This is a genomic window from Arthrobacter sp. KNU-44, assembly GCF_051843155.1.
In the GTDB taxonomy this organism is placed as follows: Bacteria; Actinomycetota; Actinomycetes; order Actinomycetales; family Micrococcaceae; genus Arthrobacter.
This window is the reverse complement of record NZ_JBPXNG010000002.1, coordinates 2820444-2845759: the sequence shown is the minus strand read 5'-3', so window position 1 is coordinate 2845759 and position 25316 is coordinate 2820444. Positions and strand designations below refer to the sequence as shown.

Here is a 25316-nt window from a genome sequence, read left to right as displayed (position 1 = left end):
GCTCTTCCGCGTGATTTAGGGCGTTTCGGCTGCCAAGTACGTCACAGAGGCGACAAAATTCTGAAACAATGGCTGAAGCGCCCCAGCCGAACTTTTACTCAGGAGATTTCATGGATATCGAGGTATTGCGCCGCGCACCCCTCTTCGCCACCCTTGACGACGACGCTTTCCGTCTGCTGACGGACGAACTCACAGAGGTGGACCTTTCTCGCGGAGCGTCCGTTTTCCGCGAGGGCGATCAGGGTGACCAGCTCTACTTCATCGTGTCCGGCAAGGTTAAGCTCGGCCGCACCTCTCCGGACGGCCGCGAATCCCTCTTGGCGATCCTCGGCCCGGGCGAGCTCTTCGGCGAGATGGCCCTGTTCGACCCCAGCCCGCGCACCGCGACGGCCACGGCCGTTTCCGAGACCCGACTGGCAGGCCTGAAGAACGAAAGCCTCAACGCCCTGCTGCGCACTCGGCCCGAGGTGTCGGCACAATTGCTGCAGGCCCTTGCCCGCCGCCTGCGCCGCACCAACGATTCCCTGTCCGACCTCGTGTTCTCGGACGTCCCGGGCCGTGTCGCCAAGGCCCTGCTGGACCTCGCGGACCGCTTCGGCCGGCCCGCGACCGACGGCGTGCTGGTGGCCCACGAACTCACGCAGGAAGAGCTGGCCCAGCTGGTCGGAGCCTCCCGCGAGACGGTCAACAAGGCCCTTGCCGAGTTCGTTCAGCGCGGTTGGCTCCGCCTGGAGGCCCGCGCAGTAGTCATCCTGGACATGCAGCGCCTCCGCCAGCGCTCCCGGTAATTTCTAGCGACACAGAAAATGCCTGGCGACACCGGAATTCCGGAGTCGCCAGGCATTTTTCTTGTCGCCTGCGGATTTGGGTGTCGTCAGCGCTCCCGCTGCGGCTCCCCTGAAACCGTCCGAGCAGCTTCGACTTCGAGCATGAGTGCGCCATCCTCTTCGACGAGCCGCGGCTGGTACATGTGTGGCTTCCGCTTGTAGCTGAGGTACGCAATGCAGCCTTGGGCAGCGGCCATCTTTTCGAGGATGATCTCCGAGCCCGGCACCAGCAATTGGCCCAGTGGCAAGCCAACCGTGTTTTCCTGGCCGATTTCGTCCCCAAGCGCAGTGGTTTCGCGATCGGCCATAAGTTTGGAAACGCACACCCAACGCCCCCAGACACCCTTGCTGGCCAGCAGCGAGGGCTGTTGGTTAACCGGTAGGGTTGCCGCGAAGTAGCGGGTGTTGAAGCGACGGTGTGCGAAGTCCGGGCTGAGCCAGTTGACGAGCGGCTTGAGCAGGTCCGTCCGCAGCGACAGGCCGCGCTTGGCCAGGACATCCGTGAAGGACTTGTCCTGCGCTGCTACGGCCTCGCGGGCCTTCATCCACTCGGGAGTGGATGTCGCCTCCACTGTGGAGGACAGGTCAGGGCCGGCCAGAAGCACGCCGGTTTCCTCGAACAGTTCGCGGATGGCGCCCACCACGTGGCGGCGGGCAAGTCCGACGTCGGCGGTCCCTAGCGTCTCAGCCCAATGCTGAGGCGAGGGGCCCAGCCAGCCGAGGGCGTCCTCGTCGGTGGGCTCCAGCGATCCGCCGGGAAACGCGACAACGCCCAGCGGCGAGGAACCGGGACGGTAACCCATCCACGTCTCCAGGCCGGTAGGCGAATCGCGGAGCAGGACAACAGATGATGCAAAACGCGCGGCGCGGGGGGCCCGTTCGCCGAGCTCAAGCCAATTCCGTGCAGCCCCTTCTAGTTCAGGGGGTAACGCAAACAGGCGTCGGGCTAGTTGTGGCAATTGAGTGAACCGGTTCCTTAGCTGAATTCAGCGATCAACTCGACCTCGACGGGAGAGTCGAGCGGAAGGACTGCAACGCCGACGGCGGAACGCGCGTGCTGCCCTTTGTCGCCGAAGACACGCCTGAGGAGCTCGGATGCACCATTAATTACACCGGGCTGGCCGGTGAAGGAGGCATCGGAAGCCACGAAGCCGACGACCTTTACGATGCGCGTGATGCGATCGAGGTCCCCGATGACGCTCTTGACGGCAGCCAAGGCATTGACGGCACAGACGGCTGCATACATCTGCGCGTCTTCCGGAGACACTGTGGGCTCTTCCGAAAGGCCCTCTTCACCGCTGGAGACTTTGCCCGTAGCTTCGAGTTTGCCGTTAATGAAGGGCAGCTGTCCGGAGGTGTAGACGTGGTTGCCGGAGACGATGGCCGGAACATACGCGGCCACCGGAGCTGCGACAGCCGGCAGGGTCAGTCCCAGTTCGGCAAGGCGCTGCTCGACGGCGGATGCCGGAGCTGTGGAATCCGCGCCAACGGTGGCTTCTGCGGGGGTTGTCATAGTTACTGCTTCTCCCTCTTCAAGTATGCAACAAGTCCGTTTCCGTCGGGTCCGGGGACAACCTGGACGAGCTCCCAGCCGTCCTCTCCCCACTGGTCCAGAATCTGCTTTGTGGCGTGAATGATGAGCGGAATCGTCGCGTACTCCCATTTGGTCATGAAAGAAAGACTAGCCCTTGCCGGTAAAGTGGTGAACATGGTGACTCGTAGGAACCCTCTATTCGACACTGCCACCACTCTTGGAAAGATCCTCGGATTCCTCGGTGTGAGCGCTATTTGTGGTGTCCTTGTGGCGGGCTTGCTCGTTCCCGCGGCCGCCGTTTCAGGCAGTGCGGCGAGTGGGTCCATTCAGTTCTTTGACACGCTGCCCGCGGAACTTCAGGTGAACCCGCCCAGCCAGGCGACCACCATCCTGGCCGCGGATGGCAGCCAGATCGCCTCCATCTACTCCGAGAACCGCACGCGGGTCTCGCTCGACCAGATGAGTCCCTTTATCAAGGACGCGATCGTCTCGGTTGAGGACAGCCGTTTCTATGAGCACGGCGGCATCGATGCCACCGGCATCATGCGTGCCATCGTCAGCACAGCGCGCGGAAAGCAGCAGGGTGCCTCCACCATCACCCAGCAGTACGTGAACAACGTCATCAACGAGTCCCTCGTTTCGCAGGACAAGGCTTCCGACGTCAAGCTCAACGGCGTCAACAAGGGCGTCGGCGACAAACTCCGCGAAATGAAGCTGGCCATCGCGCTGGAGAAGAAGTTCTCCAAGCAGCAGATCCTTGAGGGTTACCTCAACATCGTCTTCTTCAATAAGGACGCTTACGGTATCGAGGCCGCCTCGAGGCTGTTCTTCAGCACCAGCGCCAAGGACCTCACCTTGCCGCAAGCCGCATTGCTGGCCGGCGTGGTCAACAGCCCGTCCTACTACGACCCGGTGACGAACCCGGACCACGCGAAACAGCGTCGCGACCTGGTGCTCGGCCTCATGCTGGACCAGGGAAAGATCAAGAAGGCTGACTATGACGCCGCCATCGCGACGCCGGTGACCACCAAGGTCACCCAGCCTCGCCAAGGCTGCGCATATGCCGCTACGGCCCCGTATTTCTGTGACTACGTACTTCACTTGCTCCTGAACAACCCGGCGTACGGCGCCACCCCGGTCGAGCGCGCCAACCGCGTCGCACGAGGTGGCCTGACTATCCAGACCACGCTCGATCCCAAAGCCCAGAGCGTTGCCCAAAGCCAGGTTGATGCCACTACGGGGGCCAACCCGGATAAGTGGGGCGCAACGATCGTCTCGGTCCAGCCTGGCAGCGGAAAGATCGTTTCCATGGCCCAGAACACCGTGTGGCTGCCCGCACCGGGGAAGTTCGACCAGACGCAAAATTTCAATGTGGATGTGGTCGATCCACAGGGTAACGACCTTAACGGTTTGGGCGGATTCCAGCCCGGCTCTACCATGAAGCCCTTCACATTTGCCGAATGGCTCAATGAAGGCAAATCGATGAACACCACCATCAATGCGACGGTCCGCAAGTATCCGCAGAATTTCCCTTGGCGGAACACCTGCCCAACCCCCGAAAATGGCTTCTACGACGCCAATGTCACAGGGAGTTACGACCTCCAGAACTCCGATGACACCCACTACCGCTCCATGACGGTCCTTTACGGTCTGATGAACTCGATCAACACCGCGACGTTCGCCTCTGCATCGCAACTGGACCTTTGCGGCATCCAGAAGATCGTCGACGCCGTGGGCATCCACGGGGGAAACCCTGCACGCGACAAGTCCGGGGCGGTCACGGATGCCAATCCGAAGGTTCCCATGACGACGCTGGGTAACCTGATCGGTTCAACGCAGACCGCGCCGCTCACTATGGCTAGTGCCATGGCAACGTTCGCCAACAACGGCAAATACTGCGAGCCCATCGCTGTCACTTCCGTGACGGACCAGACAGGCGCAAAGCTTCCCGCCCAGTCCCCGAACTGCCGCGACGCAGTCTCTCCGGAGGTTGCCCACGGTGTTGCTTACGCCATGCAAGAGGTGCTTAACCAGGGTTCCGGTTCGCTGATCCAGCCCAGGATTTCCACAAAGACCAGTTTCCCGATCGCGGCCAAAACCGGAACCAATGACAGCAACGGCTCCACCTGGGTTGTGGGCTACACTTCCGGCCTCGCGACGGCCAGCTGGTTCGGCGATCCGCTGGGTGGCCAAACCCGCTTCGGCCGTAATATCACCGTGAACGGGAAGTTCTATCCCAGCATCGACGGTTACATGATCGCCGGCCCGCAGTTCTCCAACTACATGTCCCAGGTTGCTCCCACTTATGGAACCAACCCGTTCCCGGCACCGCCGTCGAACCTGCTCGATCCGCCAGGGTACAAGCCTTCGACGCCGAGCAACACCATCCCGGGCACCACAATTCCGAGCACTCAACCGAGCGGCAATGGAAATGGCAACGGAAACAAGAATGGCTAACGGCTCCAAGCCCGCCATGGAATCGCTGGCAAGCCGCGTCCGAAGCATCGGACGCGGCTTTGCCGTAGCTGCAGGTGCGGGCGCAACTGCGGGCGTTGCCGGCCTCGCTTACGGCCTCTGGGAAAAGAACCAGTTCGTGCTCCGGGAGGAGACCGTTCCCATCCTGCCCGAAGGCTCGGCTCCCCTCCGGGTGCTGCACATAAGCGACATTCATTTCGTACCAAGCCAACGCAAAAAGGCCGAATGGCTGCGTTCGCTCGCGGCCCTTGAACCTGACCTCGTGGTGAACACGGGCGACAATCTCAGCCACCCCCACGCCGTCGTTCCGCTCTTGGATGCATTGCGGCCCCTGTTGAAGTTCCCGGGCGTCTTCGTCCCGGGCTCCAACGACTATTACGCCCCGCGGTTCAAGAACCCGGCCACGTATTTCCTCGGCCCGTCGCGCGTCAAGAACAATCCAGTCGAGCTCGATTGGCCGCGCCTGCGTTCGGGATTCGGGATGTCGGGCTGGATCGACCTCACCAACAGGAACCAGTCCTTGCCCATCAACGGAATCCGCTTCGATTTCTCCGGAGTGGACGATCCCCACCTGAATCGTGAACGCTACACCGGCTGGCCGCGCGGCACCGTCGGACAGGACTCCCGCCCACACCTGCGCGTAGCCGTCATCCACGCCCCCTACCAACGGGTCCTGGACCATTTCACGAACGACTCCGCGGACCTCATCCTCGCCGGACACACCCACGGCGGCCAGATCTGCATCCCCGGTTACGGTGCTTTGGTTGCCAATTGCGATCTACCCACCTGGCGTGCCAAAGGGCTGCATGACTGGGAAAACAACGGACGCACGACGCCGGTCAACGTCTCGGGCGGCATCGGCACCTCACGCTTCGCCCCGGTCCGGATCGCGTGCAGGCCGGAAGCCGTTCTGCTGACCCTGACGGCACGCCAATAGCCAGCCCCACCACCGAGCATGTCCTGGCGAGGGGCGGTTCCGAATACCTCGTATCACGGAACGCAATGGCGCTGTGAATCCTGTTACACGATGGCATAGGGTAGTTGCTATAGGAAACTACCTCCGTGCATCGCGCCGGACAGGCGCGGTACGCCGGGGACAAAGCTGTTGAGAAGCGGGCATGGCCAAACAGACTTCATTCTTCACCTCCGTCAAACGTCTCTATCCGCACGTTAAGCCGATCCTCCCCCGGCTTTTCATGGGGCTGGTCAGCGCTCTGCTGGCCAGCATCATGGCGCTTGCCATCCCGCAGGTGCTGCGGGTTTTGATCAACGGCTCCCTCCACCCTGGCGGCCCTACCAACGCTGTCTGGGTTGCCGCCGTCGTGGTTCTGGCACTCGGCATCGCAGAAGCCGGGCTTGTGGCGCTGCGGCGCCAGTTCGTCATCAATCCCGCGACCACCGTGGAATCGAGGATGCGGGTGTCCCTCTACGGGCATCTGCAGGACCTCACCGTTTCCTTCCATGACCGTTGGGGTTCAGGGCAGCTCTTGTCCCGCGCGATGACGGACTTGAACTTCCTGCGGCGTTGGATGGCCTTCGGCGCGATCATGCTGGTGGTGACCACCTTGACCGTGGTGATTGGCGTCGCGGTGATGTTCGCAATGAGCTGGCAGCTGGCGTTGATCTTCCTGGCCGCCGCGGTGCCCATCATGATCTATTCCTTCCGTTTCCGCCGCCGCTTCAGCCTCGTGACCCGGCTGAGCCAGGACCAGGCAGGCGATCTCGCCACCACGGTGGAGGAGTCCGTTCACGGCATCCGCGTGCTCAAGGCCTTCGGTCGCAGCCGCGAAGCGCTGGAGAACTTCAACGAGCAGGCTGAGGAGCTGAGGCAGACCGAGATCGCCAAGGCCAAGCACCAAGCCACCTTCACCCTCGTTGTGACGCTGCTGCCCGAGCTGGCGCTCGGCGTCGGGCTCGTGGCGGGCGTCCTGCTCGTCTCCACGGGCCAGCTAAGCATCGGTTCCCTGGTCGCGTTCTTCGGCACCGCGGCGGTTGTGGCAGCACCGGTGGAATTCTCGGGGACCCTCCTGGCCATGGCATTGACCGCCAAGACCGCGCTCGACCGCCACTTCGAGGTCATGGACACGCCCAACACCATCACCAGTCCGGCGAACCCCAGAACACCCAAGGAACTGCGCGGGGCTTTGAGCTTCAAGGGCGCCGCTTTCGGTTTCGACGACGGCGCCCGGCTCCTGAACGACATCACCCTGGACATCAGGTCCGGCGAAACCATGGCCCTCGTGGGCATTACGGGCAGCGGAAAGAGCGCCTTGCTCCAGCTGGTCCCCCGGCTCTATGACGTCACCGAAGGATCCGTGACCATTGACGGCGTGGATGTCCGCGACTTTAGCGTCGAGCAGCTGAGGACCGTCGTAGCGGTCGCCTTCGAGGACACCACCCTGTTTTCCAGCTCGGTCCGGGACAACGTGCTGCTCGGCGCGCCGGACACGTCCGAGGACGCGCTCGAGGAAGCGCTCGACGTCGCGCAGGCGCACTTCGCGTATTCGCTGCCGGACGGCGTCGGGACCCTCATCGGCGAGGAAGGGCTGAGTCTTTCCGGCGGCCAGCGGCAGCGGATCGCGCTCGCCCGGGCTATCGCAGCCAAGCCCAAGGTCCTCGTGTTGGATGATCCGCTATCGGCCCTGGACGTGAACACGGAGGAACTCGTCGAAGCCAGGCTCCGCGAAGTCCTCCGGGACACCACCACGCTCATCGTCGCACACAGACCCTCTACCGTTGCCCTGGCCGACCGGGTGGCGCTGCTCGAAAACGGAAGCATCACCGCCGTCGGGACCCATACGGAACTGTTGGCCAACAACGCCCACTACCGCTACGTGATCGCAAGCCTCGACTCCGGTCCGAAGGACCTCGACCTCGAACTCGACGAGCTGGAACACGAGCTGGATTCGGAACAGCACATGGACCAAGCCGGGGAGGGCCGCCGATGAGCACGTTCGGAACCGCCAATGAAGACAACGCACACCTGAGCCGCAGCGACAGCAAAGCAGTACGACGGCGGTCGGTCGCCTTACTGGGGTCACTCATCCGCCCGGTGCGGTTGCGGTTCTGGCTGACGCTGGTAATGGTGGTGCTCTCGCAGGCCACCCGGGTAGCCGGACCGGCGATCATCGCTTTCGGCATCGACCACGCACTGCCCTCGCTGCTCGCCGGGAACAACATGCCGGTGGTCCAGGCCGGCGTCCTGTATCTGACCGCGGCCGTCGCCACGGCGATTTTGACGGCCCTCTACGTCACTTCCACGGCAAAGCTGAGCCAATCCATGCTTCTGGACCTGCGGCTGCGGGTCTTCCGGCACACTCAACGGCTCAGCTTGGAGTTCCACGAGAAGTACACCTCCGGCCGGATCATCGCGCGCCAGACCTCGGACCTTGAGGCGCTGAGAGAACTCCTCGATTCGGGTGTCAGCTCGCTGGCATCCGGGATCCTGTTCATGCTTTTCACGGCATTTACCGTGTTTGCCCTCGACTGGCGCAGCGGTCTGCTCATGCTCGCCACGGGCGTGCCCGCGTACTTCCTGGCCCGCTGGTACCAGAAGCACTCTCAGATCGCCTTCCGCGAATCACGGGTGGCATCCGCGAGGCTGATTGTCCACTTCGTGGAAACCATGACCGGCATCCGGGCCATCAAGGCATTCCGCAAGGAGCCGGAGAACGCGCAGCGGTATGCCGAACTCTCCGAGGACTACCGCAAAGTCACAGTCCGCTCCATCAACCTCAACGGTGTCTTCCAACCGGGCCTGGTCCTCATCGGCAACGTGTGCGTGGCAGTGGTCCTGCTCTTCGGCGGCTTCCGGGTGCTCTCCGGAGACCTGGCGGTGGGTGTGCTCCTTGCACTGATCCTTTCAACGAAGCGCTTCTTCCAGCCCGTGGACCAGATGGCCATGTTCTACAACTCCTTCCAGAGCGCCCAGGCCGCGCTCGAGAAGGTGTCCGGCCTGCTCGAAGAAGTCCCGACGGTCCGGCCACCCAAGAACCCTGTGCCCTTGCCCCATGCCCGCGGAGAAATCGACTTCCGTGGCGTCGAGTTCGGCTACGGGAACGGAAAGGTAGTGGTCCCCAAACTGGACCTTCACATTCCCGCGGGACAGACCATAGCGCTCGTCGGACAGACCGGTGCCGGCAAATCGACCTTCGCCAAGCTGATCGCCCGCTTCTACGACGTCACCGAAGGCTCATTGACCCTCGACGGCGTCGACCTCCGGGAGCTCTCGACGGCGGACCTGCGCCGCGCCGTCGTGATGGTCACCCAGGAAGCCTTCCTCTTTAGCGGCTCCGTAGCGGACAACATCGCCTTGGGGCGGCCTGAAGCTACCCGCGCGGAGATCGAAGAAGCTGCGAAGGCCGTCGGTGCGCACGACTTCATCTCCGCCTTGCCTGACGGCTACGACACGGACGTCAACAAACGCGGCGGCCGTGTCTCCGCCGGGCAACGGCAGCTGATCGGCTTTGCCCGGGCATTCATCGCGGCCCCGGCAGTACTCATCCTGGACGAAGCGACATCTTCGCTTGATATCCCCTCCGAACGGCTGGTGCAGGCCGGCCTCGGCAGGCTGTTGTCCGGAACGGACTCCGAGCGGACCGCCATCATCATCGCCCACCGGCTCTCTACTGTGGAGACCGCAGACCGGGTACTGGTGGTGCACGAGGGGCGCATCGTCGAAGACGGCACGCCTGCCGAACTCATCGGCGGAGGAGGACGCTTCGCCCGCTTACACGGCGCCTGGAAGGACTCGCTGGTCTGAGGTTGTTGTTCCCGGGGGCGGCTTCCTTCGATTTCGCATCCGGGGAGTGATCGGCTATTCTTGAACAGTTGCTTTCGCAGCGGATCGGGATGTAGCGCAGCTTGGTAGCGCGCTTCGTTCGGGACGAAGAGGTCGCAGGTTCAAATCCTGTCATCCCGACCAATTGGTAGAAGACCTTCCACTCGGAAGGTCTTCTACTTTATTTAACGAGCTTTTCGGAAGCCCTGGAAAACCGGAAGAAACATTCCCCTGACCGGTTTTCCTCGCCGGTCCAAGGTTTAGAGACAAGTGTTGTTAACAACCCCGGCACAATGACCCGGGGTATATCACGGTCCACCCCGAACCTGGCGCAAAAGAAATCCCCGGTGTGTCGATTTCAGACAACCGGGGATTTCTTCACTTCATTTGAATTATCCAGCGCCTGCCGGGATCTCCGGGAGCCGCCGTCGAGCTACACGGGATCGGGCCAGTTGCCGATAGCCTGCGAGACCCTCATCGGATCAGGCCAGTTACCGATAGCCTGCGAAACCACACTCATCGGATCAGGCCAGTTACCAATAGCCTGCGAGATCCTCATCGGATCTGGCCAGTTACCAATGCTGAGCACCGTACTGACGGTGTCTGCCACAGGGGCTGCCGAAACCACGGCTGGCGCCGCGGCGGAGAATGCAAGAGCGCCGGCCAAGGCCACTGCTGCAGCAATCTTCTTCAACATAATTTTTCCTCAATGCGAGTCGGATTCGTTACGGAAATTTAGCGGTCCCTGTTGACATTCATTGTAAAATGTTTTCCACAGCGACTGTCAAGCTTTAGGCGTAAAGACAGCGCAAAGACAAGCCTCTAGGAGGAACCTGTGGGGAACGGATTCGGAGAAAAGCTCCGTGCCGAACGGCTCGAACGTGGGCTGACCCAGGCTGAATTGGGCAGGGACCTTTACTCGCCCAGCTACATTTCGCTTCTTGAAACGGGCCGGCGGGAGCCCACGGCCGAAGTCATTGAAGAACTCGCCCGCCGTCTGGAGCTGGCACCAAAAGCCTTGGAAGCCTGGAGCCAGCCCGTATCCGTCAGTGACGCCGAATACGTGCTCGCGGGGCTGTACGCCAGGCAAGCCTGGGACCTCAGGGACTACCCGCTTGCCGCAAGCCACGCATCAACCGCCGCCCAAATCGCGCTCGAGGCAAAGAACACCAGCGCCTGGTGGAACATGACCTACATGCAGGCCGAATGCCTCATGAAGCAGGGGCAATTGAAGGAATGCCAGCAGATCATCCAGCATCTCCTGGAACATCCCATGGCTACCGAATCCGCAGGCCTCGGAGTCCGTGCCCGGCAGATGCTTGCCGCCGTCTGCCACGGACAAGGGCAGCTGGCCACCGCCGTCGAGCATGCCAAGGAAGCCGTAAGGCTATCCGAGCAGCTGCCCAAAGGCTCAACGTTGATCATCGGGGCGCACCGCGCCCTGATCGGTGCATTGGCCGAGAGTGGCAGGTTGGACGAAGCCTGGACATATTGCCAGGCCATGAACAACCAGATGGACGACCATTCGATGTCCCAGCTTGCAGGCGAAGTGGCCTGGGTGGTGGGAAACGTGGCCTTCATGCGCCACGACTATGTTGAAGGCATCAAGCATCACGAGCGCGCCGCAAAGCTGCTCTCCCCCGCCAATGACATTGAGCTGTGGGCCCGTTTCAACAAGGCATCGGCGGCCGTCCGGCTGTCCTCGGGAATCGTAGAGCCGGAGACGCTCTCAGCTATCGAACGCGCTGAACTCGCTCTGTCGATTGTGGGCGGAAACAAGACGGACCAGCTCGAAGTTGCCTTTATCCGCGCCCGCTGGCTGTACCTGACGGGCGACATCCCGGCCGCCATCACCAAGCTGCGCGAAATCCACGCGGACCGCGATGTACTCGCCCGGCACACTGCAGGCGAAGTCGCTTTCCTCCTTGGCAAGGCACTCAAAGCGGCCGGCGAAAACACGGACGCACTGGTCCATCTCGAAGAAGCCCAGCGCGATTTCACCGCCGCCGGCGCAGCCGACCGCGTCCAGCAGGCCATGGACTCCGTACTGGAGATCAGGCTGGCGGAACGTCGGGCGGCGTCGGGCCATGGCGGGAGCGCGCAGTCTTCCCGCGCAAGCTAGCGCGAACCCAGCTGATCCCCACCGCCCCCTCGCCTCGCAAGTCCCCACCGGCTCCCAGCCTTCGCAAGCTCAGGCAGGTACCCTCGCCGGCGGGGCCCCACGGCCAGGGAACCCTGGCGGCCTGGGCCTAGCAGTTGTTGTCGTTTAGCCGCGGCTAAACGACAACAACTGCAAGTCAGACGAAAGTCCGGCCGGTGAGCTTTTCGTAGGCCTCCACGTAGCGGGCGCGCGTCTTGTCCACGACGTCGGCCGGCAGCGCGGGCGGCGGGGTGTCACTCGAGCGGTCCCAGCCCGATTCCGCGGAGGTCAGCCAGTCACGCACAAACTGCTTGTCGAACGATGGCTGCGCCTTGCCCGGCTCGTAAGTGGACGCATCCCAGAAGCGTGAGGAATCCGGCGTCAGGACCTCATCGCCCAAGGTGATGACGCCCGTGTTGACGTCGATGCCGAACTCAACCTTCGTGTCGGCCAGGATGATTCCGCGGCCCCGGGCGATCTCTTCCGCGCGGGTGTAGATCTTCAACGTGAGTTCGCTCAGGCGTGCGGCGATATCGTCGCCCACCATCGCGACGACGTCGTCGTAGGTGATGTTCTCGTCGTGCTCGCCGACTTCAGCCTTGGCAGAAGGCGTGAAGATGGCGTGCGCCAGGCGTGAGCCGTCAACGAGGCCCTCGGGCAAGGGAATGTCGCAGACGGTGCCTGATTGGCGGTACTCGGCGAGGCCGGAGCCCGTGAGATACCCGCGGGCGATGCATTCCACGGGGAACATCTCCAGCCGCTTGCAGATCATCGCCCGGCCCTCAACTTCTGCGGGCACACCCTCGGCGACCGTGGATGCAAGGACGTGGTGCTCCACGCCAAGCTGTTCGAACCACCACAGGCTCAGTTGGGTGAGGACCCGGCCCTTGTCCGGGATCTCACTGCTCAAGACATGGTCGTAGGCGCTGATGCGGTCGCTGGCGACCACCAAGACACGGTCCTGGCCGGATGCTGCCCCCTCGAGATCATCCGCCGGAACGTAGAGGTCGCGGACTTTGCCCGAGTAGAAATGCTTCCATCCCGGGAGGTCGAGGGTTTCAGTCTGCAGGCCGTTTGCGTTGTTTTCAGGCATGGTTCAGGCCTTCACATTCGGGATGGAGCCGGTGGCCGGGGAGACCACATGGATCTCGCCGCGGGCTGCCTTGCCGGCGATATCGGTACGGAACTGTCCGCCGTCGAGCTGGACCAGCTCCACGCCGTCGTAAGCCCGCTCGCGGGCCTCCACGAGGTCCGTGCCCAACGCCACAACGGCCAGCACGCGGCCGCCGGCCGAGACGATCCGGCCTTGTTCGTCCAGTTTGGTACCCGCGTGGATGACGTGGACGCCTTCCAGCGCGTCCACCTTGTTCAAGCCGCGGATGCGGTCCCCCGTGCGGGGCGTGTCCGGGTAGTTTTCGGCGGCGACGACGACGGCGACTGCCGACTCCTTCGACCAGCGCAGCTCTTCAGCCTGGTCCAGTTCGCCCTTGGCGGCTGCCAGCAGGAGGGCGCCGAGCGGGGTCTTGAGCCGGGCCAGGACTGCCTGCGTTTCGGGATCGCCGAAACGGACGTTGAATTCGATGACGCGCGTGCCGCGGGAAGTCAGGGCCAGGCCACAGTAGAGGACGCCGACGAACGGAGTTCCACGGCTGGCCATCTCGTCCACGGTGGGCTGGGCCACCCGGTCGATGACTTCCTGGACCAGGCCTTCAGGCGCCCAGTCGAGCGGGGTGTAAGCGCCCATGCCGCCGGTGTTGGGGCCTTCGTCATTGTCGAAAATCCGCTTGAAGTCCTGAGCCGGGGACAGCGGCACCGTGGTGCGGCCGTCGCACAGCACGAACAGGGAGACCTCGGGCCCGTCCAGGAACTCCTCGATCACCACGGTTCCGCCAGCGTCGAAACAAGCCTGGGCGTGGGCGAGTGCTTCCTCGCGGTCATTTGTGACCACGACGCCCTTGCCGGCGGCCAGTCCGTCATCCTTGACGACATGCGGAGCGCCGAAAGTGTCCAGTGCGTCGGCAGCCTCTGCAGCGTTTGTTGCCACGCGGGCCATGGCGGTGGGCACGCCGGCCTCGGCCATGACTTCCTTGGCGAACGCCTTGGAGGCTTCGAGCTGCGCCGCGGCCTTGCTGGGGCCAAAGACCGGAATACCGGTTTCGCGGACGGCGTCGGATACGCCCGCGGCGAGCGGAGCTTCAGGGCCGACGACAACCAGGTCAACCGCCAGCTTTGTCGCGAGCGCTGCGACCGCGCCGGGGTCGTTCCCGTCGATCGCGTACGTGGGGACCAGCTTGGCGATGCCCGCGTTTCCCGGAGCCGCATGGACCTCGGAAACGTTGGGATCCTTGAGCAAGGAGCGGACAATTGCGTGTTCGCGGCCGCCGGGGCCAATGACGAGTACCTTCACAGTCTTCAAGGGTACTTTGTGCGGGGGCAGGACTCCTAAGCTGTCTCCACCACTGGACATGCCCAGCCTTGGCCACAAGCCAAGGGCTGAGCATGTCCAACCCATCTTGGGGGCCTCCGGCTACGAACCACCTGCATGAAGAAGCTCAGGAACTGGCTCAGGGGACCCACCGCATTGGCTGCACTGGCCGGGGTGGCTGCTGCCGCCGTCGTACTTTCCGTTGCGGAACTGATCGGCGCCTTCTTTACGGCCCGGGCTACTCCTGTCATCGCGCTGGGGTCAACCTTCATCGACTTCACACCGCCGTGGATGAAGGATTTTGCCGTCACCACGTTCGGCACAAACGACAAGGCCGCGCTGTTTGTGGGAATGGGCCTGACCATCTTCGTGCTCGCTTGCGTGCTGGGCATCGTGGCCTTCCGCAATTGGGCACTGGGCGTGTTGGGTGTTCTCGGCATGGGCGCGGTGATCGTGGCCGCCGTGGTGACCCGGGCCAGCGTGAAGCCCGTGGATTCCATACCGAGCCTGATCGGCACGGTGGCTGGGCTCGTGGTTCTCCGCCTTTTGGTGGCCCGGCTCTGGCGGCTGAAGTCGTTCCCTGACGCCCCTGCCGACACCGCGGCCAAAGGCATCGAGCGTCCCGCCACCACGCGCCGAACCTTCTTCGCCGCGACCGGTATCACCGTTGCCGCAGCCGCCATCGCAGCCGGCGGCGGCCGGTTCCTGAGTGCTGCACGCAGCAATGTGGCCAAGGCCAGGGATTCCTTGAAACTCCCCGCTCCCGCCAGGGCGGCCGCTCCCGTTCCCGCGGGCGTCCAGTCCCCGACGCCGGGAGTCACCCCCTGGCTCACCCCGTCCAAGGACTTTTACAGGATCGACACCGCCTTGAGCGTGCCTGAGATCAACGCCCAGGACTGGGAGCTCCGGATCCACGGACTGGTGGAGCAGGAGGTCCGGCTGAACTTTCAGGATCTGCTCGACTCCCAACTGATCGAAACCCACGTCTCGCTCACGTGTGTGTCCAACCCCGTAGGCGGAAACCTGGCCGGCAACGCCAAATGGCTGGGCATGCCCATCCGTGACGCGCTCAAACAAGCCCGACCCAAACCCGGAGCAGACATGGTCCTCTCCACCTCGATCGACGGCTTCAGCGCCTCCACCCCCTTGGAAGTGCTCCAGGACGGCCGGGATGCCATCCTGGCCATCGGTATGAACGGCGAACCCCTACCGCTCGAACACGGCTACCCCGTGCGCATGGTGGTTCCGGGTCTTTACGGCTTCGTCTCCGCGACCAAATGGGTGGTGGATCTGGAAGTCACCCGATTCGCGGACAGCAAGGCCTATTGGACCACCCGCGGTTGGTCCGAGCGGGGTCCGATCAAGACCATGGCCCGTCTGGAAGTTCCCAAGTCCTTCGCCAAGGTGCCTGCCGGCAGTGTCGCATTGGGCGGCACGGCCTGGGCCCAGACCCGCGGCATCAAGAAGGTGGAGGTCCAGGTAGACAACGGCCCATGGGTCGAAGCCACCCTTGCCGCGGAGGCATCTGTTGTCACGTGGCGGCAGTGGTCCTTCAACTGGGACGCCACTCCGGGTCCCCACTACATCAAGGTCCGGGCCACGGACGGAACCGGTGAAGTGCAGACCGAAAAGCGCGCGGATCCTGTGCCTGACGGCGCCTCGGGATGGCAGTCCGTCATGGTGACCGTGGAGTAGCCCGGGAAGCCGGTTCCTTCACCCTAGACTTGCATCATGCCCTTGAGTTCGCATGAAACCTTTAGCGTTGAGTCCGCCGTCGAACTGGCAGTGATCGAACGCAGCGGCTTCATCGAATCGCGCCACATCGGTTCCGCAGTGGTTCTTTCCGGTGACGGCTCCGTGGTGACCCGGCTCGGCGACATCACGACGCCCATCTACGCCCGCTCCGCGCTCAAGCCTTTCCAGGCCCTCGCGTCGATGCAGTCGGGGGTTCCATTGCGCGGCGCCCAGGTGGCTTTGGCATGTGCCAGCCATGTGGGCTCGCTGGATCACATGGACGTTGTGGAAGGCATGCTGAAAGCCGCGGGCGTCCGTGAAGAACAGCTGCAGTGCCCCTCGGTATGGCCACAGGACGAAGTCGCCCGCAATTGGTTGATCCGTTCCGAGCACGGCAAGTCCAAATTGGCTTCCAATTGTTCAGGCAAGCACGCTGCGTTCCTCTGGGCCTGCACCGAGAACGGCTGGGACACGCACAGTTACCTGGAGCCGAACCATCCCTTGCAGCACCGAGTGCGGACAGTTATCGAGGAATACAGCGGCGAGAAAATCGCCCACCTTGGGATTGATGGCTGCGGGGCACCGGTCGCCGCGCTTTCCCTGACCGGGCTGGCGCGGGCTTACTCGCGCCTTGCCCAGGCCCCGCGGGACCAGAGCTCCAACGCCCGCGCGGCGACCATTGCCACGTCCATGTTGGACTACCCGTGGGCAGTGCAAGGCCGCGGCGAGGCGAACACCATCGTCATGGACGAACTCGAAGTGCTTGCCAAAGGCGGAGCGGAAGGCGTCCTGGTCTTGGCAACCGCCACAGGCGCCTCCGTCGCAGTGAAGATCCTCGACGGGAATCCCCGCGCAGCCACCCTGGTTGGACTCACGCTTCTGGCGGTTGCCGGCGCCGTCGATATTCCCGGAGTCTCGAGCGTGCTCGAAAAGGTCGTGGAGCCCGTCCTCGGCGGCGGCCAATCGGTTGGCAGGATCCGCCTCGGCCACGCCGTTTCGGCGCTGCTGGACTGATTGGAACCGGCGAACCATGGCAATTGCACGACGCCGGATCGACCTTGCGGAAGGCCGCACGGCACTGGCCGCCTGGCAGGCCGCCGTCGGGCAGGAAACGGTGCCGGGGACACCGCCGTCGCGCACTGTGCTGGCCACCGCGGTGCGCTACTCGCTGGAGGAACTCACCGCCCGCGCTCCCGGCAATTCGGTTGAAGTCAGGGTGCCGCCCTTCGGCGTCACCCAGTGCGTGGAGGGACCCCGGCATACGCGCGGCACCCCTCCCAACGTCATAGAGTGCGACGCCGCCACCTGGCTGGCGATGGTCACCGGCCGCTTAGCTTGGTCCGACGCCGTCGACGCCGGACGGGTAGCCGCGTCGGGCCTGCGCGCCGATTTGTCGGAGCTGCTGCCGCTGCTCTGAGCGCTTAAATGGTTGATCGCCCCACGGCGCCGTGGGGCGATCAACCGGTATGGTGCGTGGTGCCTTAGTCCGGACTGACGGAGGGGCTCCGGTGTTGGCCCGGTTTGGTCATTTCGAACTGCGGAATCGCATCGGGGTTCGGGCCGCCGCGGAACTTCGGTGAAGGCTCGCGTCCTTCGCTGAGGCGCTCGATTTCCTGTTCCTCGAAGACGTCTTCGGCTCCGAGCATGATGGCGGAATCCTCGTTGGTGATCTCGCCCTTGAAGGCGCGGAGCATGACCGAACGGTCAAACTGGCCTTCCCATTTCGCGACGACGAACGTAGCCACGCAGTTGCCCAGGAGGTTGACGACGACGCGCATGGAGTCCATGAGGCGGTCTGCACCGAGGAGCAGCGCGACGCCGGCGACCGGGAAGATGCCCAGTGCCGCGGCGGTGGCCGAGAGTGCGAGGAAGGACGAGCCCGGGACGCCCGCCATGCCTTTGGACGTGAGGAGCAGGACACCCAGGGCTGCCAGCTGCTGGCCGAGGTCGAGGTGGTGGCCGAAGGCCTGGGCCAGGAACAGCAGCGAGATCGAAAGGTAGATCGCGGCGCCGTCGAGGTTGAAGGAGTAGCCAGTCGGGACAACCAGGCCGGTGGTGGCCCGGGAGCAACCAGCGTTGGTCAGCTTGGTCATGATCCGGGGCATGACCGCCTCGGTGGATGCGGTGCCGAGCGCGAGGAGGAATTCCTCACGGGTGTACTTCAGGAACTGCCACAGGGGCACCCGGGCAAAGCTCCAGGCGACGAGGAACAGCAGGCCGATGAAGACGATGGCCGCCCCGTAACAGGAGGCGATCAGGAGCGCATACGTCCCGAGGGTGTCGAGGCCGTATTGGCCGATGATGAACGCCATCGCTCCAAACGCGCCGATGGGTGCCACTTTCATGATCCAGGACATGATCTTGAAGATCAGTTCCAACACGGTTTCCATGAGGCTGATGACCGGTAGGCACCGCTCGCGTCCGATGACGACGATTGCCGCGCCGAAGAAGACCGAGAAGAACAGGACCTGGAGCAGGCTGTTGCTGGCGAAAGCGCCGATCACAGACGTGGGAATGATGTCCAGGAGGAAGGACGCCGCATCCTTGGGCGGCGCAGTCCCGGTCTTTGCGTTCAGCGCATCCTGGGAAAGGGTGCTCGGATCGATGTGGAGTCCGGCGCCGGGCTGGACCAGGTTTCCCACGATCAGGCCGAAGACCAGGGCAAAAAGCGTGGCACCGGTGAAGTAGAGGAGTGCCTTGACCCCGACCCTTCCGACCGCCTTGACGTCGCCCACTGCCGAGATTCCCGTCACGATCACGAGGAAGATCAGCGGAGCAATGATCATCTTGATGAGTTGAATGAAACCATCGCCCAGTGGCCGGAGGGCGGACCCGATGTTCGGCCAGAAATGGCCGATGAGTACACCTGCGACGACGGCGATCAGAATTTGGAAGAAGAGCGACTTGTACAGTGGCTTCTTCTTCCGCGGGGCCGAACTCGCCTTCAGCGCCGCAGAGTCTGGGAACTTCATTGATCTGAACCAATCAGTTTGGGAACAGCCCCGATTTTCGGGGATGAATTCAATGTAATCCCGATCACACCATTCCACAAGGGGGAATTCAAATTTCACAATGTGGAATCCAGGGAATCAGCGTTGCACCTCCTCAGCCGCCTTGTCCGCGAAGATCCGGAACCCGCGCCCTGAGTCGAAGCCGTGGATTTCACGTGTATCCAATGCAGCCATGAACGCCAACGTCTGGCTGGTGATGACCTGACCCGGGACGAGGATAGGGAACCCCGGAGGGTAGGGCGTGACGAATCCGGCCGACACAACTTCGTCGCCCGCCGCGATCCTGGCCTTGAGCTCGTCGGCCGCCAGGTACGCGGTTGATCCATCCTTGTAGCTCTCGAAATAGGCGGCCCGGATGTCCCCATCGGGACTGAGCGGATCGCCCCGGTAGCGGTCCGCGAACCTGCTGAAGTCCGGCAAGGGCGGAGTGGCTCCCGTGAGGCCCACGGCGCGACCGGCGTCTGCCGTTTTCCGCGCCGCCCGCTTCTCCTCGAACGACTCGGCCAGCTTGACCAGGACTTCGATCAGGTAGGCGACGGCGCTGCGGGAGGTGCCGATGTTGGTCATGAAGAGCACGGTGTTACGTGATGTCTTGTTGACTTGGATCCCGTGTTTGTCGGCGAGATAGCGGTGCCGGAACGTGTCGCCGTCGATCCCTGTCCGGCTGATATCCAGCGTGAGGCGGCTGGGGTCGACGACGAACTCGTCGTGCCGCCAGGCGTCCGCCAGGGCTGCCAGCCCGTCCCGGAGCGGCATGGCGCTGCCCGTTTCCCGATAGGGCGCCGCAATGAGGTCCCTCGACGTGAGGACCCGGAAGTATTTCTTCAGCAAGGTGTGGCGGGCCACAGCCTGGGCAACGCTGGTTGCCAGATCCGCCTGTTTCTGAACCAGGCCGAAACCCTCAAGTTCTATCTGGCGGCGCCCGATGTCGAGAGAAGCGAGGATCTGGTAATTGGGCGAGGTCGAAGTATGGGTCATATACGCTTCGCGGAACGCCTCTTGGTTATGCTCGCTGAAGTCCTGGTCGAAGATATGGATCATGGATCCCTGGCGCAACGAAGTGAGGGTCTTGTGGGTGGACTGCGTGGCGTAGACGCGCAGTCGCGCTTTCGCTGGATCCGGGATCAGCCGGGTCTTCAGCCAGACTTCATCATCGGCGGGCGCGCCCGTCACCGCATCGTAGAGCGATGCCGCTTGTTCAGCATGCCTGCAGGCGTAGTCGGGATCACCGAAAGAAGCCTCAAGCGTCCTCGCCGCTGCCATGGCCGTCCTGCGTCGGAAGACGGGGTGAGACCGGGCGAAGGCGAACCACGCTTCGTCCCAAAGGAAGACCAGGTCGGGTTTGATGGCCAGGCATTCTTCCATGACCCGTTCGACGTCATAGACGATGCCGTCGAAGGTGCAGTTGGTCAGCGTGATCATTTTGACCGCATCCAGGCGCCCGGCACGTCGGTAGGCCAGCAACCGGGCCTTGATGCTGGCAAGGGGTACGGCGCCGTAGAACGCGTACTGGTCCAGCGGGTAGGCATCCAAGTAGGAAACCTGGGCCCCGGCGAGGACGAAAGCGTAATGGTGGGATTTGTGGCAGTTGCGGTCGACGAGGACCACATCCCCTGGAGCAAGGATGGACTGATGAACGATCTTGTTTGCGGTTGACGTTCCATTCGTGACGAAGAAAGTCTTTTGGGCGCCGAAAGCCCGCGCCGCCAAGTCCTGGGCCTCCTTGATCGATCCGTGCGGATCCAACAGCGAGTCGAGGCCCCCCGAAGTCGCAGACGTCTCGGCCAAGAGAAGATTCATCCCGTAGAAATCAACCATGTCGCGGATCCAGGGCGAATTGCCCACCGAGCCGCCGCGAGAGATCGGCAAGGCGTGGAAGACGCTGGCCGGCCGCCGGCTGTATTCCTGCAGCGCAGTGAAAAACGGGGTCCTGTACCGCTCAGCGACGCCCGACAACAGCGATAGGTGCAGGTCGAGATTGTCCTGCCTGCGGAAAATCCTCCGGAACCGCTTCGTCAGTGAACCCGCAAGGCTCTCCATGGCGACACCGGCTACCAGGTACACATCCAGTTCGGGGCGTAACTCGGAGATCTGCTCGGCCAGGCTAAGGAACCTGCCCAGCGGTGGCATTCCGGCAAGTTCAGGGCCAACCAGGCCGGCAACGTATTTCCTCAGGTCGCGGCCAAGCGGCTGGCTGCTGCCGATGGTGAATCCCGGGCGGAGAATGCAGGCCTGGATGGCAGGGTTCAGGACCAAAGCAACCAGCGCATCCTCGTAGCTGGGAACCACGATGAGTTCATAGGTGAAGGCATCCGACGGCCTCCGCTGTGCCAGCATGTCCGCTTTCAGCGCTTCGGCTTCCTGTTCGGTGATGTCGTCGACAAACAGGACCTCGAACCGTGGCCGCTCCCGCGCTGGCCGTTGCTCCGCGGAGCCCTCGTCCTGCACACCCGAAATGGAGCGCTCCGCCCCGGAATGACCTGGTTCCGGACTGACTGGTCCCGGACCGACGGAAGGCATCAGGTGGGACATTCCGCGGATCATCTCGAGTCCGGCGTCGTAATCACCCGAATCCACGCAGTCGAGTAGCGGCACCAACGCGGCCAGCCCCGGCGCCGCCCAATACAGTTCCACGGCCTTCAGCAGGCGCAGGGCCTGGATGGCCTGATCGTGGAGACCGGAATGCGACCGCGTTCCCGGGCCGCTCTTTGCCAGCTGCTTGAACGCGTACCCGAGAAACTCCCACGCGTCGGCGCGCGACCGCCACGCGCTGCTGGGCGTGCCGATGTCCCGCAGGCTTCGCTTACCCAGGGTGGTTTGCTGGGTCAGGGTGGCGCTGTTGTTTCGCGACGTCATGCCGGGCAAGGTAATTCCGCTTTCCATCAATTCGTTGTGCATCAGGAGCGTTGGCCGCCCTGGGAGAAGGAGCCGGCGACGACGGGCAGGTCGCCCGTGTGGCCGCGTCGGGCCTCAGCTGCCTCCAGGATCCGTTTGCGGCAAGCGAACCAGCCGGCAATGAGCAGTGGTATCAGGAGCAGCAGTGAAGCGAGCACCCAGCGCCCGGTCTCCGAGAAACCCATCGTGAGGAGAACGAAGGCAAGGAAGGCGAGCGTGAGGTATGAGGTGAAGGGGGCTCCGAAGAGTCGGAATGACGGACGAACGGCCTTGCCGAGCCTGACCCAGGTTTGAAGCTTGATGTGGCACAGGATGATGGTTGCCCAGCCGCCGATGATCCCGATCGCAGACACCTCGAGAACGATCTCGAAAACTTGGGACGGCACCAGGGCATTCAGGCCGACGCCAAGAAGAGTGATCACCGCTGTCAGCAGGATGCCGCCATACGGCACCCCCGATTTGCTCATCCTGGCGGTGAACTGTGGCGCGGAGCCATTGACCGCCATGGACCTCAGGATCCGTCCCGTGGAATAGAGGCCGGCATTGAGACTCGACAATGCCGCTGTCAGGACAACGAAGTTCATCACCGATGCCGAAACAGCCGCGGCATGGGGATCTCCGAGATGGGAGAAGAAGGTGACGAAGGGCGATTCGCCGGTTTTGTACGCCGTGAACGGCAAAAGCAGCGAGAGGAGCACCACGGAACCGACATAGAAGAGTGCGATCCGGAAGACCACCGTGTTGACGGCCTTGGGCATCACCTTTTCCGGGTTGGCAGTTTCGCCTGCGGCCGTACCGACAAGTTCAATCGCGGCATAGGCGAACACGACGCCGCTGATCGCGAGCAGGGGCGCTACGGCACCGGTCGGGAAAGCTCCGCCGTGGTCCAGGATCACGCCCAGCCCGGGAACGCCGATGTCGGTCTTCCCACCAAACACGATGAAGCAGACCCCGACGACGAGGAAAGCTACCAGCGCAGTCACCTTGATCATGGCGAACCAGAATTCCATCTCGCCAAAGATTTTCACGGAGACGAGGTTGAGGGCCAGGACAATGACGAGGGCGCAAAGCGCGATAAGCCATTGTGGGATTGTTTGCAGCGGCACCCAGAATTGCCCCCAGAATTTGACGTAAAGCGCCACGGCGGTGACATCGACAATCGAGGTCATGGCCCAGTTGAGGAAGTACAACCAGCCGGCCGCGTACGCAAGCTTCTCGCCATAGAACTCCCGGGCATAGGACACGAACGAACCCGAGGATGGCCTGTGGAGAACCAGTTCGCCGAGCGCGCGCAGAATCAGGAACGCAAAGAACCCGCAGAGCGCGTACACGAAGATCAAGGCCGGACCCGAACTATTCAATCGGCCACCCGCCCCCATGAAGAGTCCCGTTCCGATCGCGCCACCGATCGCTATCATTTGGATCTGCCGGGGTTTGAGGGTCTTGTGGTAACCGGCGTCCTCGCTTGAAAAGTCCTGCGCGGCAGTCGAACGGTCGCCAAGAAGCTCCCGGTCGTTTTCCAGCAAATCAGCGGGATCAAGCCCGGCAATCTGAGCCCCGGCGATCGGGCTCGGCGCAGGCGGGTTCAATGTGCGTTTCATTCCAGGGGTCTCCTTTGACTCCGGTTCCGCGGGTGCGGCTGCATGCTCCAGAACTTGTCCCCCTGCTGACGCGTGGAATCACAGCTACACTGCTGGATCGTCAGAGGAGGGGACGGAAACAACTCTAGGTTCCGGCGGAAGGGAAGGAACTGTCTGGCCAGCTAAATTCGCCCGACCCCCGTTGTGCGCGAATGACAACTTCGTTCCGCCAGAGTGCGAGTAGTGTTCATGGCTGTGAGCGCGGCTAAGCCGCTTAGAGGAAGTGAATACGGGTGGCACCCCATGAATCTGCCGAGCATGTCATTGGCGCCATGCTCAGCGACATACTTGAAGACATTGGCGTCGACAACGGGCAACTGTTGGTTCCTCCCGGAACGGACAACGGCACGGTTCGAGAAACGGTGATCGTGGACGCCGAGGACGAGGCGCCGGTCCAGCGCGGGAGCTTGGTTCTGCTGATCGGAGTCCGGGGTCGCGCGGCATTGCCCGGCATCCGGAAGCTGATTCCGGACTACCCCGCCGCGGTCGCGGTGAAAGGAAACGAGGAGGACCTGGACGCCGTCCGGGAAGTGCTGTTTCCCACCGGAATCGGCCTGATCGCAGTGTCTCCGGCAATGAACTGGGGAACGCTGGAAAGCATCGCCAAGAACCGCATCCAGGAGCCTGCACTTTCCACCGACGCGTCAACGATCATTCACCGGGATCTTTTTGCGATCGCCCAGACGACAGCGACCCTGGCCAACGGCCACGTGGTCATTGAGGATCCGGCAAACCGCGTCCTGGCGTACTCGCCGGCCTCCAACGACGTCGATGAACTCCGCAGGCTCTCCATCCTGGCCCGGCGTGGACCGGAGCGTTACCAAAAACTGTTGAAGGAGTCAGGCGTCTACAAGCACCTGCAAGCGGCCGAGGCTCCCATCCACATGGAAGCCAACCCGACGGAAGGTCTCCGGGAACGGGTGGCGATCGGTATCCACGCAGGCAACAGGATCCTGGGGTACATCTGGCTTCAGGAAGGGAAGGAACCCCTCGCCCACAACACGGACAAGCTCATGGTTGGAGCGGCACGGCACGCGGCCATAGAACTGGTCCGGCACCGCAACGAGCAATCCCAGGCACTACGGCGAGACAGGATATCCAGCCTGCTCAGCGGCACTCCCCAGATCCACTCCCAGGCGCAGTCCGCGGGCATCGATCCATCCAAGCCGGCAGCCCTCGTCCTGATTTCCGCCCAAGGCAATGACGAGACGACAGCGGGCTTGCAACTGCGGCGTGGCGAGTTGGCCAACGTGGCATCGATCCATGCGGCCGCCTACCGTCCCGGTGCCGTGGTGGGAGCCATTGGCCTGGAAATAGCCATGATTCTTCCTGACCTTGACCCCATAAAGTCTCCGCCGGCGATCAACCGCCTCATCAACGTCATTGTCCGGGACGCAAGAGTCCACCTGCATTGCCAGGTGCAGGCCGCCGTCGGTCCCGTCGTCGAACGCCTCGACGCATTGCATGGAACGCTGGAGCACGTCCGAAGCGTATTGAAGGTCCTGGAAAGCACTCCCTCGATCCATGTGGCGTCCTACGCAGACGTCGAAACGACTGTTTTGACGAAGGAATTGCTGGAGCTTCTGGCTTCGAGGACCGACCTTCGGCATGGTGGCATCTCCGTACTGTGCGACATGTACCCGGAGTTCGCCACTACGCTGTTGACGTACCTTGAATTCTTCGGTGATGTGAACCGGTGCGCGGAAGAACTGGCCATCCACCGGAATACGGTCCATTACCGGCTGCGGCGAGCCTGCGAAGTGGCCGGCATCGACCTCCACTCCGCAGAGCAACGGCTGCTCGCGCATGTTCAGCTCAGGCTGTGGACCCACTCCGAAGGACGGCACTAAGAAAC

19 protein-coding genes and 1 tRNA gene are annotated in these 25316 nt (G+C 63.0%); 11 read left to right on the top strand and 9 right to left on the bottom strand.

Annotation, left to right across the window (positions count from 1 at the left end):
* The first annotated feature begins 110 nt into the window (after positions 1-110).
* Entirely contained in the window at positions 111-788 is a 678-nt protein-coding gene (locus ACSVHC_RS14320) for a Crp/Fnr family transcriptional regulator (RefSeq protein WP_011775987.1), read from the top strand.
* Positions 789-874: 86 nt separating this feature from the next.
* Here ACSVHC_RS14320 and ACSVHC_RS14315 read toward each other — a convergent pair whose 3' ends face one another.
* The 3 genes from ACSVHC_RS14315 to ACSVHC_RS14305 are packed head-to-tail and all read right to left on the bottom strand — an operon-like array spanning position 875 to position 2498.
* Positions 875-1786, bottom strand: a complete 912-nt coding sequence (locus ACSVHC_RS14315; protein ID WP_437771415.1) for an NUDIX hydrolase — start codon at positions 1784-1786, stop codon at positions 875-877.
* Positions 1787-1803: 17 nt separating this feature from the next.
* The gene (locus ACSVHC_RS14310; protein ID WP_439181040.1) at positions 1804-2340 is read right to left on the bottom strand and encodes a RidA family protein; all 537 of its coding nucleotides are present in this window, start codon (positions 2338-2340) and stop codon (positions 1804-1806) included.
* Positions 2341-2342: 2 nt separating this feature from the next.
* The gene (locus tag ACSVHC_RS14305; protein WP_009359196.1) at positions 2343-2498 is read right to left on the bottom strand and encodes a DUF4177 domain-containing protein; all 156 of its coding nucleotides are present in this window, start codon (positions 2496-2498) and stop codon (positions 2343-2345) included.
* On the opposite strand from ACSVHC_RS14305, the gene ACSVHC_RS14300 reads away from it, so the two are divergent.
* The 5 genes from ACSVHC_RS14300 to ACSVHC_RS14280 all read left to right on the top strand — a co-directional run bounded on the left by ACSVHC_RS14300 (position 2497) and on the right by ACSVHC_RS14280 (position 9760).
* Positions 2497-4818 (top strand): transglycosylase domain-containing protein, encoded by a 2322-nt coding sequence (locus ACSVHC_RS14300; protein WP_437771416.1) that lies wholly within the window; start codon positions 2497-2499, stop codon positions 4816-4818. The genes ACSVHC_RS14305 and ACSVHC_RS14300 overlap by 2 nt on opposite strands.
* The gene (locus ACSVHC_RS14295; RefSeq protein ID WP_437771417.1) at positions 4811-5773 is read left to right on the top strand and encodes a metallophosphoesterase; all 963 of its coding nucleotides are present in this window, start codon (positions 4811-4813) and stop codon (positions 5771-5773) included. Before ACSVHC_RS14300 ends, ACSVHC_RS14295 begins: the two co-directional genes overlap by 8 nt.
* Positions 5774-5954: 181 nt before the next feature.
* Complete coding sequence (locus ACSVHC_RS14290; RefSeq protein WP_439181039.1) at positions 5955-7784, top strand: ABC transporter ATP-binding protein; 1830 nt, start codon at positions 5955-5957, stop codon at positions 7782-7784.
* Entirely contained in the window at positions 7781-9598 is a 1818-nt protein-coding gene (locus ACSVHC_RS14285) for an ABC transporter ATP-binding protein (protein ID WP_437771419.1), read from the top strand. The genes ACSVHC_RS14290 and ACSVHC_RS14285 overlap by 4 nt, the downstream gene beginning before the upstream one ends.
* Positions 9599-9683: 85 nt before the next feature.
* Positions 9684-9760 (top strand) — tRNA-Pro (locus ACSVHC_RS14280).
* Between the two features lie 289 nt (positions 9761-10049).
* Here ACSVHC_RS14280 and ACSVHC_RS14275 read toward each other — a convergent pair.
* Entirely contained in the window at positions 10050-10313 is a 264-nt protein-coding gene (locus ACSVHC_RS14275; protein ID WP_437771420.1) for a hypothetical protein, read from the bottom strand.
* Positions 10314-10451: 138 nt separating this feature from the next.
* Here ACSVHC_RS14275 and ACSVHC_RS14270 point away from each other — a divergent pair, with 138 nt between their 5' ends.
* Positions 10452-11738, top strand: a complete 1287-nt coding sequence (locus tag ACSVHC_RS14270; RefSeq protein ID WP_078107616.1) for a helix-turn-helix domain-containing protein — start codon at positions 10452-10454, stop codon at positions 11736-11738.
* Positions 11739-11913: 175 nt separating this feature from the next.
* Here ACSVHC_RS14270 and ACSVHC_RS14265 read toward each other — a convergent pair whose 3' ends face one another.
* Both ACSVHC_RS14265 and purD read right to left on the bottom strand, forming a co-directional pair.
* Positions 11914-12849: a phosphoribosylaminoimidazolesuccinocarboxamide synthase gene (locus tag ACSVHC_RS14265; RefSeq protein WP_437771421.1), complete on the bottom strand. Its 936-nt coding sequence runs from the start codon at positions 12847-12849 to the stop codon at positions 11914-11916.
* A gap of 3 nt (positions 12850-12852) precedes the next feature.
* Positions 12853-14163: a phosphoribosylamine--glycine ligase gene (gene purD, locus ACSVHC_RS14260; protein ID WP_437774087.1), complete on the bottom strand. Its 1311-nt coding sequence runs from the start codon at positions 14161-14163 to the stop codon at positions 12853-12855.
* Between the two features lie 135 nt (positions 14164-14298).
* Here purD and ACSVHC_RS14255 point away from each other — a divergent pair, with 135 nt between their 5' ends.
* From ACSVHC_RS14255 to ACSVHC_RS14245, 3 genes are read left to right on the top strand one after another with little or no spacing between them, the layout of a single operon-like run.
* On the top strand, positions 14299-15876 hold the full coding sequence (locus tag ACSVHC_RS14255; RefSeq protein ID WP_439181038.1) for a molybdopterin-dependent oxidoreductase: 1578 nt from the start codon (positions 14299-14301) through the stop codon (positions 15874-15876).
* Positions 15877-15912: 36 nt separating this feature from the next.
* Positions 15913-16929: an asparaginase gene (locus ACSVHC_RS14250; RefSeq protein WP_437771423.1), complete on the top strand. Its 1017-nt coding sequence runs from the start codon at positions 15913-15915 to the stop codon at positions 16927-16929.
* Positions 16930-16945: 16 nt separating this feature from the next.
* Positions 16946-17332, top strand: coding sequence for a sterol carrier family protein (locus tag ACSVHC_RS14245; protein WP_439181037.1), 387 nt, complete (start codon positions 16946-16948; stop codon positions 17330-17332).
* 64 nt (positions 17333-17396) lie between these two features.
* Here ACSVHC_RS14245 and ACSVHC_RS14240 read toward each other — a convergent pair whose 3' ends face one another.
* The 3 genes from ACSVHC_RS14240 to ACSVHC_RS14230 form a co-directional block, all read right to left on the bottom strand.
* On the bottom strand, positions 17397-18887 hold the full coding sequence (locus ACSVHC_RS14240) for a cation:dicarboxylate symporter family transporter (protein ID WP_437771425.1): 1491 nt from the start codon (positions 18885-18887) through the stop codon (positions 17397-17399).
* 117 nt (positions 18888-19004) lie between these two features.
* On the bottom strand, positions 19005-21809 hold the full coding sequence (locus tag ACSVHC_RS14235) for an aminotransferase class I/II-fold pyridoxal phosphate-dependent enzyme (protein WP_437771426.1): 2805 nt from the start codon (positions 21807-21809) through the stop codon (positions 19005-19007).
* A 14-nt stretch (positions 21810-21823) separates the two neighbouring features.
* Positions 21824-23422, bottom strand: coding sequence for an amino acid permease (locus ACSVHC_RS14230; RefSeq protein ID WP_437771427.1), 1599 nt, complete (start codon positions 23420-23422; stop codon positions 21824-21826).
* 272 nt (positions 23423-23694) lie between these two features.
* Here ACSVHC_RS14230 and ACSVHC_RS14225 point away from each other — a divergent pair, with 272 nt between their 5' ends.
* Complete coding sequence (locus tag ACSVHC_RS14225; protein WP_437771428.1) at positions 23695-25311, top strand: PucR family transcriptional regulator; 1617 nt, start codon at positions 23695-23697, stop codon at positions 25309-25311.
* Positions 25312-25316 lie beyond the last annotated feature (5 nt).

What these genes read in the sequence shown, in the direction of transcription:
- ACSVHC_RS14320 (WP_011775987.1), top strand. Translation starts at nt 111, where the DNA reads ATGGATATCGAGGTATTGCGCCGCGCACCCCTCTTCGCCACCCTTGAC.
- ACSVHC_RS14310 (WP_439181040.1), bottom strand. Translation starts at nt 2,340, where the DNA reads ATGACAACCCCCGCAGAAGCCACCGTTGGCGCGGATTCCACAGCTCCG.
- ACSVHC_RS14300 (WP_437771416.1), top strand. Translation starts at nt 2,497, where the DNA reads ATGAAAGAAAGACTAGCCCTTGCCGGTAAAGTGGTGAACATGGTGACT.
- ACSVHC_RS14305 (WP_009359196.1), bottom strand. Translation starts at nt 2,498, where the DNA reads ATGACCAAATGGGAGTACGCGACGATTCCGCTCATCATTCACGCCACA.
- ACSVHC_RS14295 (WP_437771417.1), top strand. Translation starts at nt 4,811, where the DNA reads ATGGCTAACGGCTCCAAGCCCGCCATGGAATCGCTGGCAAGCCGCGTC.
- ACSVHC_RS14290 (WP_439181039.1), top strand. Translation starts at nt 5,955, where the DNA reads ATGGCCAAACAGACTTCATTCTTCACCTCCGTCAAACGTCTCTATCCG.
- ACSVHC_RS14285 (WP_437771419.1), top strand. Translation starts at nt 7,781, where the DNA reads ATGAGCACGTTCGGAACCGCCAATGAAGACAACGCACACCTGAGCCGC.
- ACSVHC_RS14275 (WP_437771420.1), bottom strand. Translation starts at nt 10,313, where the DNA reads ATGTTGAAGAAGATTGCTGCAGCAGTGGCCTTGGCCGGCGCTCTTGCA.
- ACSVHC_RS14265 (WP_437771421.1), bottom strand. Translation starts at nt 12,849, where the DNA reads ATGCCTGAAAACAACGCAAACGGCCTGCAGACTGAAACCCTCGACCTC.
- ACSVHC_RS14255 (WP_439181038.1), top strand. Translation starts at nt 14,299, where the DNA reads ATGAAGAAGCTCAGGAACTGGCTCAGGGGACCCACCGCATTGGCTGCA.
- ACSVHC_RS14250 (WP_437771423.1), top strand. Translation starts at nt 15,913, where the DNA reads ATGCCCTTGAGTTCGCATGAAACCTTTAGCGTTGAGTCCGCCGTCGAA.
- ACSVHC_RS14245 (WP_439181037.1), top strand. Translation starts at nt 16,946, where the DNA reads ATGGCAATTGCACGACGCCGGATCGACCTTGCGGAAGGCCGCACGGCA.
- ACSVHC_RS14240 (WP_437771425.1), bottom strand. Translation starts at nt 18,887, where the DNA reads ATGAAGTTCCCAGACTCTGCGGCGCTGAAGGCGAGTTCGGCCCCGCGG.
- ACSVHC_RS14235 (WP_437771426.1), bottom strand. Translation starts at nt 21,809, where the DNA reads ATGGAAAGCGGAATTACCTTGCCCGGCATGACGTCGCGAAACAACAGC.
- ACSVHC_RS14230 (WP_437771427.1), bottom strand. Translation starts at nt 23,422, where the DNA reads ATGAAACGCACATTGAACCCGCCTGCGCCGAGCCCGATCGCCGGGGCT.